General features: G+C 58.2%; 12 protein-coding genes and 5 tRNA genes. 5 read left to right on the forward strand and 12 right to left on the reverse strand.

The window, feature by feature from the left end; genetic code table 11:
• Positions 1-273: 273 nt before the first annotated feature.
• Complete coding sequence (gene murA, locus HMPREF2875_RS09055) at positions 274-1,542, reverse strand: UDP-N-acetylglucosamine 1-carboxyvinyltransferase (protein ID WP_070672426.1); 1,269 nt, start codon at positions 1,540-1,542, stop codon at positions 274-276.
• Between the two features lie 21 nt (positions 1,543-1,563).
• Positions 1,564-2,403, reverse strand: a complete 840-nt coding sequence (gene ramA, locus HMPREF2875_RS09060) for an acetate metabolism transcriptional regulator RamA (protein ID WP_039676486.1) — start codon at positions 2,401-2,403, stop codon at positions 1,564-1,566.
• A 252-nt stretch (positions 2,404-2,655) separates the two neighbouring features.
• Between ramA and cysK the strand changes: the two genes are divergently transcribed.
• Together cysK and epsC are read left to right on the forward strand one after the other, a co-directional pair.
• On the forward strand, positions 2,656-3,594 hold the full coding sequence (gene cysK / locus HMPREF2875_RS09065; RefSeq protein ID WP_305764045.1) for a cysteine synthase A: 939 nt from the start codon (positions 2,656-2,658) through the stop codon (positions 3,592-3,594).
• A 116-nt stretch (positions 3,595-3,710) separates the two neighbouring features.
• A complete protein-coding gene (epsC, locus tag HMPREF2875_RS09070) occupies positions 3,711-4,274 on the forward strand; it encodes a serine O-acetyltransferase EpsC (RefSeq protein WP_141754608.1) in 564 nt (187 codons plus the stop codon).
• On the opposite strand, the gene HMPREF2875_RS09075 is transcribed toward epsC, so the two are convergent.
• The 5 genes from HMPREF2875_RS09075 to HMPREF2875_RS09095 all read right to left on the reverse strand — a co-directional run bounded on the left by HMPREF2875_RS09075 (position 4,271) and on the right by HMPREF2875_RS09095 (position 5,330).
• Positions 4,271-4,573: a GNAT family N-acetyltransferase gene (locus tag HMPREF2875_RS09075; protein ID WP_070672334.1), complete on the reverse strand. Its 303-nt coding sequence runs from the start codon at positions 4,571-4,573 to the stop codon at positions 4,271-4,273. The two genes, epsC and HMPREF2875_RS09075, sit on opposite strands and share 4 nt — an antisense overlap.
• Before the next feature lie 76 nt (positions 4,574-4,649).
• Positions 4,650-4,722: transfer RNA gene (locus tag HMPREF2875_RS09080), tRNA-Phe, on the reverse strand.
• A gap of 21 nt (positions 4,723-4,743) precedes the next feature.
• A tRNA-Asp gene (locus HMPREF2875_RS09085) sits at positions 4,744-4,817 on the reverse strand.
• 326 nt (positions 4,818-5,143) lie between these two features.
• A tRNA-Asp gene (locus tag HMPREF2875_RS09090) sits at positions 5,144-5,220 on the reverse strand.
• Between the two features lie 34 nt (positions 5,221-5,254).
• A tRNA-Glu gene (locus tag HMPREF2875_RS09095) sits at positions 5,255-5,330 on the reverse strand.
• An 84-nt stretch (positions 5,331-5,414) separates the two neighbouring features.
• Between HMPREF2875_RS09095 and HMPREF2875_RS09100 the strand changes: the two genes are divergently transcribed.
• Positions 5,415-5,747: a metal-sensitive transcriptional regulator gene (locus HMPREF2875_RS09100; RefSeq protein WP_070672337.1), complete on the forward strand. Its 333-nt coding sequence runs from the start codon at positions 5,415-5,417 to the stop codon at positions 5,745-5,747.
• Between the two features lie 79 nt (positions 5,748-5,826).
• Here HMPREF2875_RS09100 and HMPREF2875_RS09105 read toward each other — a convergent pair.
• Positions 5,827-5,899, reverse strand: a tRNA-Lys gene (locus HMPREF2875_RS09105).
• Positions 5,900-6,016: 117 nt separating this feature from the next.
• Positions 6,017-7,519: an acetyl-CoA hydrolase/transferase family protein gene (locus HMPREF2875_RS09110; RefSeq protein WP_070672339.1), complete on the reverse strand. Its 1,503-nt coding sequence runs from the start codon at positions 7,517-7,519 to the stop codon at positions 6,017-6,019.
• A gap of 214 nt (positions 7,520-7,733) precedes the next feature.
• Here HMPREF2875_RS09110 and dusB point away from each other — a divergent pair, with 214 nt between their 5' ends.
• Together dusB and phoU are read left to right on the forward strand one after the other, a co-directional pair.
• On the forward strand, positions 7,734-8,879 hold the full coding sequence (gene dusB / locus HMPREF2875_RS09115) for a tRNA dihydrouridine synthase DusB (RefSeq protein WP_070672343.1): 1,146 nt from the start codon (positions 7,734-7,736) through the stop codon (positions 8,877-8,879).
• A gap of 93 nt (positions 8,880-8,972) precedes the next feature.
• Positions 8,973-9,701, forward strand: a complete 729-nt coding sequence (phoU, locus tag HMPREF2875_RS09120) for a phosphate signaling complex protein PhoU (protein ID WP_070672346.1) — start codon at positions 8,973-8,975, stop codon at positions 9,699-9,701.
• A 123-nt stretch (positions 9,702-9,824) separates the two neighbouring features.
• Here the strand turns inward: phoU and pstB are convergent, their stop codons facing one another.
• Genes pstB through pstC form a run of 3 tightly spaced genes read right to left on the reverse strand, consistent with a single transcriptional unit; the run spans position 9,825 to position 12,622 of the window.
• On the reverse strand, positions 9,825-10,598 hold the full coding sequence (gene pstB / locus HMPREF2875_RS09125) for a phosphate ABC transporter ATP-binding protein PstB (RefSeq protein WP_070672350.1): 774 nt from the start codon (positions 10,596-10,598) through the stop codon (positions 9,825-9,827).
• A gap of 52 nt (positions 10,599-10,650) precedes the next feature.
• Entirely contained in the window at positions 10,651-11,562 is a 912-nt protein-coding gene (gene pstA, locus HMPREF2875_RS09130) for a phosphate ABC transporter permease PstA (RefSeq protein ID WP_070672353.1), read from the reverse strand.
• Between the two features lie 13 nt (positions 11,563-11,575).
• A complete protein-coding gene (pstC, locus tag HMPREF2875_RS09135) occupies positions 11,576-12,622 on the reverse strand; it encodes a phosphate ABC transporter permease subunit PstC (protein ID WP_070672356.1) in 1,047 nt (348 codons plus the stop codon).
• Positions 12,623-12,715: the final 93 nt, after the last annotated feature.

Genomic DNA, 12,715 nt, shown 5'->3' on the forward strand with positions numbered 1-12,715 from the left:
ACATTGGCACACTATTGAGTTCTCACACATCATCCGCACGCCACAAGAAAATTAACCAAACGTTAACCTCTCGCAAGCGGCTCGAACAACATTACCCAACAAGCTCAACCAAAGTCAAACCCGCCGAACAAACATTGTTCAAACATCTACCACCAGTTAACCTCACGGCTACCTCGCGGCGACTCGCATAAATATACGCACACCCCCAACAAACAACAAATCCCCAGCACAACTACCACGTTGGACCAGGGAAACGTCGCCAAGCACTGCTCCTTAGTAGAGCTCTTCCTCTTGCGTGCGCTCGATGGTGGCGCCCAAGGCCTGAAGGTTCTCCACGAAGTTCGGGTATCCGCGATCAATGTGGAAGACGTCGTGGACCGTTGTTGTCTCATCCGCGCACAGTGCAGAGAGGACTAAACCTGCACCGGCGCGAATGTCGGAACTCCAGACATGAGTGGAGGACAGCCGTTCTTGACCACGAATGACCACGTGGTGGCCGTCAACCTGCGCGTCGGCACCGAGGCGCAGCATTTCATCGACAAAGCGGAAACGAGACTCGAAGACATTCTCTGTGATGATGGAGGTTCCTTGCGCTACAGAAGAAAGGCCGATGGCTATCGGTTGTAGATCCGTGGGGAAGCCAGGGTACGGCAAGGTCTGGTAGTCCACGGCAGATGGACGGCGGTCCATGCGCACGCGGAATCCGTTGACATAGGCCTCAATCTCGGCGCCGGCAGATTTGAGCTTTTCCAGCGGGAGGTGCAGATGCTTTGGCGCAATGCCCCCAACTGTAATGTCACCCCGCGTCATCACAGCAGCGTAGGCCCAGGTGCCGGCAACAATGCGGTCACCGATAACCTCATGCTCAGTCGGGTACAGCTTTTCCACTCCCCTAATGGTGATGGTGGACGTACCTTCGCCCTCGATATCGGCACCCATCTCCTTGAGCATGAGGCACAGGTCCACGATCTCCGGCTCGCGGGCGGCATTGTGCAACTGAGTTTCGCCCTCCGCAAGAACAGCGGCAGTAAGAATGTTTTCGGTCGCACCCACAGAAGGAAAGTCGAGTTTGATGCTGGCACCGCGCAAGTGCTCCGCTTCAGCCACGACAGCTCCATGCTCAATGCGGGTACTTGCACCGAGCTTCTCGAGACCAGATTGGTGCATATCGAGCGGGCGGGAGCCGATAGCATCGCCGCCGGGGAGCGCCACCTTGGCGTGGCCACACCGCGAGGTCAAGGGGCCAAGCACGCACACCGACGCGCGGAACTGACGCACCGCGTCGAAGTCAGCGTTGGAATGGAGCTCGGCGGGTGTCGTAATGCGCACCGTGTGGCCCTCAATCTCTACCGAGCATCCAAGGCCCTCGAGGACCTTGCGCATCAGGGGGACATCGAGAATCTCAGGACAGTTGGTCAGCGTGGTGGTGCCCTCCGCCAACAAGGCCGCAGCCATAAGCTTCAGCACACTGTTTTTGGCACCGTCCACCTTGACGGTGCCCTGCAGGCGCGCCCCACCGGAGACAATAAATTGGTCTTTCACGCCCACCCAACTTACCTACAATCAGGGCAACGCGCCGATACGACGAGCTGCATTCACCGCTTCATAACGGGTATGAGCACCGAGTTTACGCATCACAGAGCGCAAATAAGACTTCACAGTCTCAGCACCGATTCCCATTTCCTCGGCGGCTTCCACGTTGGTATGGCCGAGTGCCACGCACGACAGAACATCGAGCTCGCGAGCAGACAGCTTGGTGGACTGCTTGACGCGTACCGGAGAGACCATTTGGTCACAGAGCGCCTCTAGCTCCTTGCGCAGGTCCTCATCCGAGACGCGGTTAGCCAGCATGCGCAACTTGGAGTGAGTAGAACGTACCTGTTCCCACTCCGCGCCATTCATCACGTGTCCACGCGCGGCTCCGCCCTTTCCGCCATCAGCGCGGCGAAGAGCCGAATTCACTGCAAGGTCCTGCTCCAGACAACGAGCGGTCATGGTGACTTCCTCAATCACCTTGTCACCCAAACGCACCGGCGAGTGAACGCCGACGTAGAGGACACCGCGGATTTCACGTTGGACAGTGACCGGAACTGCGACGATGGAGTGCAGGCCCTCGTCTTGGATATAGCGGTCATTCTCATGACTAATGGTCGTGGCACGAGTGTAGTCAGAAACACCGACGGCACGGCGCGTGCTCACCACGCGCCCACCAACGCCCACATTGGCGTCAATCACGAGGTTCTGTAGCGCCGGAGTGCGCAGACCTACCCACTGGGTAATCTGCAAACGATTATCCGGCAATAGGGTTCCGTACATAGTGACGGGAATACCCGTAGCAGTCTTCAACGACGACAGCGCTGCGCGTACGGCCTCGTCGTCATCCTTGAGTCGATGCGGCTCCATGAGACTCTCTCTTACTCGGGGGTAACCAGCAGGTGCACCCATATTCCCCGCTGCGAACGGGGGTAGGCGAACACTGTTTGTGAAGTATAACCGGCCGACGGGGGTAATTCTAAATCGCGCCACGCAGCTCACAGTCTGAGAATCCCACATCATATGCCCGAATGCTCTGTTCAGAATTAATATACCACTTTGTCTAGTAGCGGAGTGTAAGGTGTCTGTTGTACGTCAGAACTTATTTCCAAAGGAGTCCACATCGTGGCTGTCTACAACAACATTCTGGAAACCATCGGCGGCACCCCGCTCGTCCGCCTCAACCGCCTTACCGAAGGCCTCGGCGCAGAGGTCCTAGTGAAGGTCGAGTCCTTTAACCCGGCCAACTCCGTGAAGGACCGCATCGCCAAGGCGATTGTCGACGCCGCCGTAGAATCCGGCCAGCTCAAGCCTGGCGGCACCATCGTTGAAGCCACCTCCGGCAACACCGGTATTGGCCTGGCACTCGTCGGTGCCGCACAGGGCTACAAGGTCATCCTGACCATGCCGGAGACCATGTCCAACGAGCGCAAGGTCCTGCTCCGCGCATACGGTGCTGAAATCGTCCTCACCCCGGGCGCTGCTGGTATGAAAGGCGCCGTCGAGAAGGCAAACGAGATTATCGCCGAGACCCCGAACGCTATCCTGGCTTCCCAGTTCGCAAACGAGGCCAACCCGAAGATCCACGAGCAGACCACCGGCCCAGAGATCTGGAATGACGCCGAGGGCAAGGTTGATGCCTTCGTTGCCGGCGTGGGCACGGGCGGCACCGTAACCGGTGTGGGCCGCTACCTGCGTTCCCAGAATGCCGACACCTACCTCGTTGCCGTCGAGCCGTCCGACTCCCCGGTTCTCTCCGAAGGCAAGGCCGGCCCACACAAGATTCAGGGCATTGGCGCCAACTTCGTGCCGGAGGTTCTGGACCGCGAGATCCTCAACGAGGTTCTTACCGCTACCACCGAGGAGTCCGTGTCCACTGCCCGCAAGCTCGCTACCGAGGAAGGCCTGCTGGTCGGTATCTCCTCCGGTGCGAACGTCTCCGCTGCTCTGAAGCTGGCTGCTCGTGACGAATTCAAGGGCAAGACCATCGTGGTCGTTGCTCCAGATTTCGGCGAGCGTTACGTCTCCACCATCCTCTTCGAGGACATCCGCGAGGCCTAAAGCGGTTCTTCTCCTTCTCACTGCGCCCCCTACACGCAGTGAGGGAACCCGCACCCAGCGAATAAAAGCGCCCTATTTTCCTAGGGCGCTTTTTCTTTATAGATAGGATGGTTCGCATGCACATCTTCAAGATGATCCGCGAGGACCTTAACAATGCCCGCGATCACGACCCAGCCGCCCGCGGTGACGTGGAAAATGCTGTGGTCTACTCCGGTCTCCACGCTATTTGGTCACACCGCCTTTCCCACCGCATGTGGAAGCGCGGTTGGCGCGGCCCGGCCCGCATTTTGGCGCAGCTAAACCGCTTCTTTACCGGCGTGGAAATCCACCCCGGCGCCACTATCGGACGCCGCTTCTTCATCGACCACGGCATGGGAATCGTCATCGGTGAGACCGCCGAAATCGGCGACGGTGTCATGCTTTATCACGGTGTCACCCTCGGCGGCCAGGTGCTCACACAAACCAAGCGCCACCCCACTATTGAGGACAACGTGACCATTGGCGCCGGCGCCAAGGTCTTGGGTCCCATCACCATCGGCGAAGGCTCTGCAGTAGGCGCTAACGCCGTGGTGACAAAAGATGTACCCCCGAACCACATCGCTACGGGTATCCCAGCTAAGAACCGTCCTCGTAAGAAGGACGAGCGCATCAAGCTGGTGGACCCGGATTACTACATCTAGAGGGCGCCTTCACGCGTGGTGAGCGGCTGGTAGTCAGGGTTCTTCTCAATGAACCCTGCCACTGCACTGCAGGTAGGGATGACTTGACGGGCTGCCGTCGATTCATCATCTAGTGCTGCTTTGATGAGCGTCTTCGACAGACCTTGTCCTTGGAAGGCATCGTGGATAACGGTGTGGTTGAACTCGCGTGTTGTTGCGGTATCGGCGTACTCGGCGTAGCCCGCCTCTTCCCCATCAACGGTGATCACGAAACGGGATTGATCGGTTTGGTGCGCAACTGAAGTAGTCATAGCGCCCATTAAACCAAAAAGCTGCGTCCAACAACCTAAAACAAAAGAACCCCCTCCATAATGAACTGGAGGGGGTTTGCTCTTGTGGCCAGAGCCAGGATCGAACTGGCGACCCCACACTTTTCAGGCGTGTGCTCTACCGACTGAGCTATCTGGCCAGAAGCCACAAGGGACTTCGGCGACCCTGACGGGACTTGAACCCGCGACCTCCGCCGTGACAGGGCGGCGCGCTAACCAACTGCGCCACAGGGCCATTTTTAATCATCTCTTGTGCGCTGGGCACGAATAAGTACTCTACACAACGCTTCAGAAAGTCACCAAATCACCATGTCAACTCCAGTTTTCAGGCAAGTTTGAACGCCCTCATCGCAGCCTCGTCATCCGCACTAGACCTATAAGTCTCTTCACTCTCAGAACCGTGGTCCGGAAGGGCAAAACAACACGTTGTGTCGTTTAGGCCCAAAGGTTAGAAACCATGACTTAAGGTGGCATAGCAACGAGAAACGCCCCGAAGCTTGTTTCTTTAACAACGCTTCGGGGCGTAACAATGGCCTTTATAAAAATGGCGACTCATGACAATGGCGACCCTGACGGGACTTGAACCCGCGACCTCCGCCGTGACAGGGCGGCGCGCTAACCAACTGCGCCACAGGGCCATACGTATTCTTTTATGTACCAACACAGAGGTGTTGGTACCCCCAACGGGATTCGAACCCGTGCCGCCGCCGTGAAAGGGCGGTGTCCTAGGCCGCTAGACGATGGGGGCCCGTTGCCGTTCAGGCAACTTTGTAAAAATATACTGGAGATATCCCGACTTAACCAAATCGCCTCGGCAGAAAGGTAGAAAACCATGGCTGAACAGCACGATACCTGCTCCTGTCACGAGCCTGGAGTGCACGGCTATAACTCCGATAGCGAACAAAAAGGGAAGTATCTAGCCCGCCTCAAGCGCATCGAGGGGCAGACTCGTGGCATTCATCGCATGATCGATGAGGACCAGTACTGCATTGACATCATCACGCAGATTTCGGCAGTGACTTCAGCGCTGGAAAACGTGTCCCTTGCGCTCCTTGAGGACCATATTGAGCACTGTGTGGCCGGCGCTGCTGCCAAAGACGAGCACGAGGCCGCAGAGAAGCTTGAGGAGGCCATGAGGGCCATTAGGAAGCTCGTCAAGAGCTAACCTCGAGTCAAGAATCCAGCGAGGGACTCAGAAGCCAATAGCACAAAAGAAAAGAGCCGCCCTAAGGCGGCTCTTTTTGTGGGCCCTGCGGGGATCGAACCCGCGACCTGCGGATTAAAAGTCCGTAGCTCTACCAGCTGAGCTAAAGGCCCAACGTTCCTACATTGTAGTAGGTGGGGTTCTGGAAAAGAAAATAGCCCTCACCTAGTTCAGTTTGAAGCGGTGAGGGCCAGTATCCGGCGCTAAAAGCCGTGGGGAGGATGAGCGAACTAGCCGCGCATGTCACCCTTCTCCATGAAGTTCACCTGGAACTCGAAGGCGGTCTTCAAATCGTGCGGGGTGTGCTGGAACTTGTTGGACTTGGCACGCTCGAAGTACTCCTCCAGCAGCGGACGGTAGTCCGGGTGAGCCACTGCAATGACCTTCTCAACGCGCTCCTTCGGAGCTAGGCCGCGAAGGTCAGCAACGCCGTATTCGGTGATGATAACCATGGTGTCGTGCTCCGTGTGGTCGGTGTGGGACACGAACGGCACGATGGCGGAGATTGCACCATCTTTGGCCACCGACGGGGAGACGAAGGTGGAGATGTAAGCGTTGCGGGTGAAGTCACCGGAGCCGCCGGTACCGTTCATGATGCGGGAGCCAGAGACGTTGGTGGAGTTGATGTTGCCGTAGATATCGGCCTCAATCATGCCATTAGAGGAAATCAGGCCCACGCGGCGGATAACCTCCGGGTGGTTCGATACCTGCTGCGGGCGCAGGATGATGTGCTTGGCGTAGCGCTCTGCCTCAGCATTCATCTTGTCCGCGTACTCCGGGGACAGCGCGAAGGAGGTGGCGGAGGCGACGGTCATCTTGCCGGCGTCGATAAGATCAAGCATGCCGTCCTGGATAACCTCGGTGTAGGCCTGAATGTTCTCGAACTTGGAATCCAGCAGGCCAGCCATCACGGCATTCGGAACGTTACCCACGCCGGACTGCATGATGAACTTGTCGTACTCGAGACGGCCAGCGGCAACCTCACCCTCGAGGAATTCGATGAAGTTCGCGGCAATCTTCTCAGAGACCTCATCCGGAGCCTTGAACGGAGCGTTGCGGTCCGGAGCGTTGGTCTTGACCACGGCCACGACCTTCTCTTCCGGAATCTCAATGAAGGTGGTACCAACGCGGTCAGCCGGCTTGGTGATCGGAATCGGCTGACGGTTCGGCAGCTTCTCAATCTTGTAGATATCGTGCATGCCCTCGAGGTTCTCGGACTGCCACTCGTTGATCTCAATAATGATCTTGTCAGCGGCCTCGATGTACTCGAGGTTGTTGCCCACCGCAGAAGACGGGACGATGTTGCCGTTCTCATCAATACGGACGGCCTCAATAATGGCTACCTGGAAGTCACCATAGAAGCCTTCTTCAACCTGCTGGCCAGAGTGGGAAAGGTGGATGTCCTGGTAGAGGGCGGAGCCGTCGTTAAAACGGTTACGCAGAGCCGGGTCCGAGTTGTACGGGGAGCGGAAGCGGATGGCGTTGGCCTCTGCCAGCACGCCGTCACAGTCCGGAGCGGTGGAGGCGCCGGAGAATACGTCGATCTTAAACTCCTCGCCTGCCTCGTGAGCGGTCTTGGCCTTCTCAGCGATGGCAGTAGGCAGGGCCTTCGGGTAGCCAGCGCCGGTAAAGCCGGAGATACCAACGCGGTCACCATGGTTGACAAACTTTGCAGCCTCGTCGGCGCTCATTACAAGCTTCTCAAACGGTGCGTACGCGATTCTCTCAGACATTAAATCCTCCTTTATGTACGAAAAAGGGCCTAGGTTACGACCCCTTTCACTTAGTTACATACACCACATTAGCGAATGCGTGGAGAGTTTACCGCACTCTTTGCAAAACTGTGCACCCCCTCTCTATCCCCGATCCCCACATACGGCCCGCGCTACCTGTGGCAGCGTACGCTCAATTTGCCACCCCACCCTCTCACCGCGCACAATGAGCGACGTGACTCTTGCAATCGGAAATATTCAGCTCAATTCCCCCGTTGTTCTCGCCCCCATGGCTGGCGTGACCAACGTGGCTTTTCGTGTGCTGTGCCGCGAGCAAGAAATCGAAAAGACCGGCACGGTGTCCGGTCTCTACGTCTGTGAAATGGTGACGGCGCGGGCCCTTGTGGAGCGCAACCCGAAGACCATCCACATGACCACCTTCGATCCGCAGGAAAACCCACGCTCCCTGCAGCTGTACACGGTAGATCCGGAGTACACGTATAAGGCAGCGAAAATGATCGTGGATGAGAACCTGGCAGATCACATCGATATGAACTTTGGATGCCCAGTCCCCAAGGTCACGCGTCGCGGTGGTGGTTCTGCCCTGCCGTATAAGCGCCGCCTCTTTGGCAATATCGTGGCGGCGGCAGTCAAAGCCACCGAAGGAACCGATATTCCAGTCACCGTCAAGATGCGTGTGGGCATCGATGACGAGCACCACACGCACCTCGATGCTGGGCGCATTGCGGTGGAGGAAGGGGCGTCGGCAGTCGCACTTCACGGCCGCACCGCTGCGCAGCGTTATTCCGGTCATGCGGATTGGAATGAGATTGCGCGTCTTAAGGAGCATCTTGCTGACACCGGTATCCCGGTGCTGGGCAATGGCGACATTTTCAAGGCCACTGATGCCCACGCCATGATGGAGCAGACCGGCTGCGATGGTGTCGTGGTTGGCCGCGGCTGTTTGGGCCGCCCTTGGCTCTTTGCCGAGCTATCCGCGCACCTGCGCGGCGAGCCAGTCCCTTCCGAACCCACGCTGGGTGAGGTCACGCGCATTATGACGCGCCATGCGGAGCTCTTGGCTCAGCACGAAGGTGAGCGCCAGGCCAGCCGCGATATTCGCAAGCATATCGGCTGGTACCTGCGCGGCTTCCCCGTCGGTGGAGAAGTCCGTGCGGGTCTCTCCCGCGTAGACTCTCTCGACGATCTGCGTGAATTGCTCGCGCCGTGGGCAGATTCGCCTGCGCTTGCCGACGACGCCGATGGCGCCCGCGGCCGCCAGGGTTCCCCCGCCAAGGTGGTCCTCCCCGAAGGCTGGCTGGATGATCCAGAAGATGCCACGGTGCCCGAGGGCGCGGAGCTGATGCACTCCGGCGGCTAAGTTCTTTCGAGGCAGAGGAACCAGTCCAAGATTTTTATCGTTTGACTGATTCTCAACGCGCGCTAGACCAAAAGATAAAGTAGTCTAGCAGACATGCGCGCAGCCTACCGTGAACAACTGGATAATTTCGCCCATGACCTCATCATTATGAGCGATACCGTCCATAAGCTTATGACCCTCGCCTCTCAGGCGTTGCTGGAGGGTGCCCTCCAGCCGGCCGAGGAGGCCGTCTCGTTGCGTGAAGAACTCGATGAGGTCCGTGAGCGCTGCAAAGACCGCGCTGTGTCCCTTCTGGCCCTTGAGAACCCCATGGCGAAAGACTTGCGCCAAGTGATCTCCTCGATCTATATCGTGGAGGACTACTACCGCATGGGCCGCTTGGCCCAGCACATTGCCACGAGTGCGCGCCGCCGCCACCCGGAGATTGTCGTTCCGGCGGATATCCTTGGCTTCTTCGAAGAGTACGCGCGCCTCGTGCTGGATATGTCCATGGGACTGAAAGATCTCCTTATTACACGTGACCCGGATCTGGCTCTGCGTCTCAAGGAAGATGATGACGCGGTTGATGATATCAACCAGCATCTGTTGCGGATGCTTACCCAGCGCGAGTGGAAGGGCACTGTGCGCCAGGCAGTGGAAACCGCACAGCTTTCCCGCTACTACGAGCGCTTCGCAGACCATTGTTCTTCCGCCGCCGGCCGCATCATTTACCTAGCCACTGGCTTGGACCCGCAGCGCTATATGCACAAACGCGATGAAGAACAGCGCGAGGCCGAGATGGAAGCCCGCATGGCTGAGTTGGAGCGTCAGTTCCACCGCTAAGGCGCACCACCCCACCGCGCGCCCCGCCTGCATGCTGAGTTCGGCTTCCCCTTTAAACAAGTCTGCCCCTCCCAGACCGAAAGGTCTGGGAGGGGCAGACTTGGTAGAGCGACTCTCTACGGTTTAGCCGAAGCGGCCGGAGATGTAGTCCTCGGTCTCCTTCTTGGAAGGATTCTCGAAGATCTTGGTGGTCTCGTCGAACTCCACGAGGTGGCCCGGCTTACCGGTGGCCTCGAGGGAGAAGAAGCCAGTCTTATCGGACACACGAGCTGCCTGCTGCATGTTGTGGGTCACGATAACGATGGTGAAGTTCTCCTTCAGCTCGTGGATGAGGTCCTCCACAGCCAGGGTGGAAATCGGGTCGAGCGCGGAGCACGGCTCGTCCATGAGGAGAACCTCCGGCTCCACGGCAATCGCACGAGCGATGCACAGACGCTGCTGCTGACCACCGGAGAGGCCGCCGCCCGGCTTGTCCAGTCGGTCCTTCACCTCGTCCCAGAGGTTAGCGCCGCGCAGGGACTTCTCAGCAACTTCCTTGAGCTTCTTCTTGTTCTTTTCACCAGACAGCTTCAGGCCAGCGACCACGTTGTCCTCAATGGACATGGTTGGGAACGGGTTTGCCTTCTGGAAGACCATGCCGATGGTGTTACGCACGGACACCGGGTCAACCTTGGGGGCGTAGATGTTCTGGCCGTCCAACAGGATTTCACCCTTGACGGAGGCACCAGGGATGACCTCGTGCATACGGTTCAGGGTGCGCAGAACGGTGGACTTACCGCAGCCGGACGGGCCAATGAACGCGGTAACGGCCTTGGCAGGGATCTGCATGTTGACGTTCTGCACGGCGTGGAAGTCGCCGTAGTAGATGTTCACGTCATTGAGCGCGAGCTTAGACATTAGGGAGTTTCTCCTCTTAAGAATGTATGGCGGAATCGAATGTTACGGCGATCTATTTCTTGACCGAGAACTTCGCGGAGATGATTCGGGCCGCGATGTTGAGGATGGCAATGAGGATAACCAGCGTCAGCGCTGCACCCCAGAGCTTATCCAGGACGGCCGGTTGTGCGCCGGCCTTGTACATATCCAGCATCATCAGCGGCAGCGAGGACTGCGAGCCCTTGAACGCATCCCAGTTGATGATGGAGGAGGAACCAACAAGGACCAGCACCGGAGAAGACTCACCCATCACACGCGCAATTGCGAGCATGATACCGGTAACGATGCCGGACAGAGCGGTCGGCAGGACGATGCGAGCAATGGTCTTCCACTTCGGAACACCCAACGCATAGGAGGCTTCACGCAGGTCCATAGGAACCACGCGGAGCATCTCCTCGGTGTTACGCACCACGATAGGAATCATCAGCAGCACCAAGGAAAGCGCCACGGCGAAGCCGGAGCGGCCAAAGCCGAAGAGCGTAATCCACATAGCGAAGATGAACAGCGCAGCAACGATGGACGGCACACCGGACAGGATGTCCACCATGAAGGTGGTGGTACGGCCGAGCCATCCGCCCTTGGAGTACTCCACCAGGTAGATAGCGGTGAAGATACCAATCGGGATGGAGATGACGGAGGCCAGGATGGTCTGGATGAAGGTACCGATGATGGCGTGAGCAGCACCGCCGCCTTCAGCACTGTTCATGATGCCGCGCTGGGACGCGGTCCACCAATCAGCGTTGAAGATGATGCCGCTGCCACGGGCGAAGAGCTCCCACAGAACCCAGACCAGAGGGACCATGGCAAGAATCATGGCCCCCCACACCACGACGGTGGCAATGGTGTTGGTGGCTTTTCGGGAAGCCGAAATATCAAGGAAGGTAGCGCCTGCGGAGGCAGGCTTGGCGTTAGCAGTAGTAGTCATTGTGTCCTCCTCCCTACTTCTTCTTCACGATGGCGCGGGCAATGGCGTTGACCACGAAGGTCAGCAAGAACAGCATGAGGCCGGCGGCGATGTAAGCACCTGCGCGCATCTGGTTACCGAACTCTGCGGATGCCAGGGCGATGGCCATGGCGAAGGTCGTACCGCCGTCGAAGAGCGAGAAGCGGAAGTCCACCAGCGGGGAGACAACCATGTACAGAGCCATGGTCTCACCCAATGCACGACCGAGACCGAGCATGGAACCAGCGATGTAGCCGGACATACCGAAAGGCAGCACCGTCATGCGGATAACTTCCCAGCGGGTGGCGCCTAGCGCCAAAGCGGACTCAATCTGACCAGGAGGGGTCTGGACGAAGACCTCACGCGCCGTAGCGGCGATAATCGGAAGAATCATCACGGCCAGCACGATGCCACCGGTGAAGAGGTTACGGCCGGTAGCAAACGACGGCGAGTTGTCGAAGACGGTGAAGAGAAAGAACCCACCGGCCCAGGACTCCAGCCACGAGTAGAAACCGGAGAGCGCTGGGCCGAGGACCTGCCAGCCCCACAGACCATAAACAATGGACGGGACCGCGGCGAGCATATCCACGAGGAAGCCCAGCGGCTTAACCATACGTGCAGGTGCGTAATTGGACAGGAAGATGGCAATCGCCAACGCGACCGGCATAGCCAGCAGCAGGGCGAAGACGGAGATGAGCACCGTGGTGCCGAACATGGTCGGGATACCGAACTTCATCGCGGAAGTATCGTTGGTCTCCCAGCGGCCACCGTAGGTAAAGAAGCCCATGATGCCACCGTCGTTAACGCCCAAAGCAGGCACGGCACGCCACAGCAGGAAGCCTGCAATGGCAGCAATCATGACGGTGATCAAAGTAGCCGAAGCAGAAGACAGGAATTCGAAGACTCGGTCGCCTGGCCGCTTAACTCCACTTCCGGAGTCAGCCGTGGCAAGTTCTTCGGATCCGCCGGTATTAAGCCGCTCAGCAGCGGAGACGGAAAGCTCCGTCTGCTCTGGCGCCGTGGTGAGATTATTGTCTGCCATGAGACGTTCTAATCCTTTTCAGCGTTAAGAATGGAAATTGTCATTACATACCTGCGCCCCCAAAGCGCGAATCGAGTGCGGCAGTGGGGGCGA

Origin of the sequence: Corynebacterium sp. HMSC078H07, assembly GCF_001812805.1 — a bacterium.
Lineage (GTDB): Bacteria > Actinomycetota > Actinomycetes > Mycobacteriales > Mycobacteriaceae > Corynebacterium.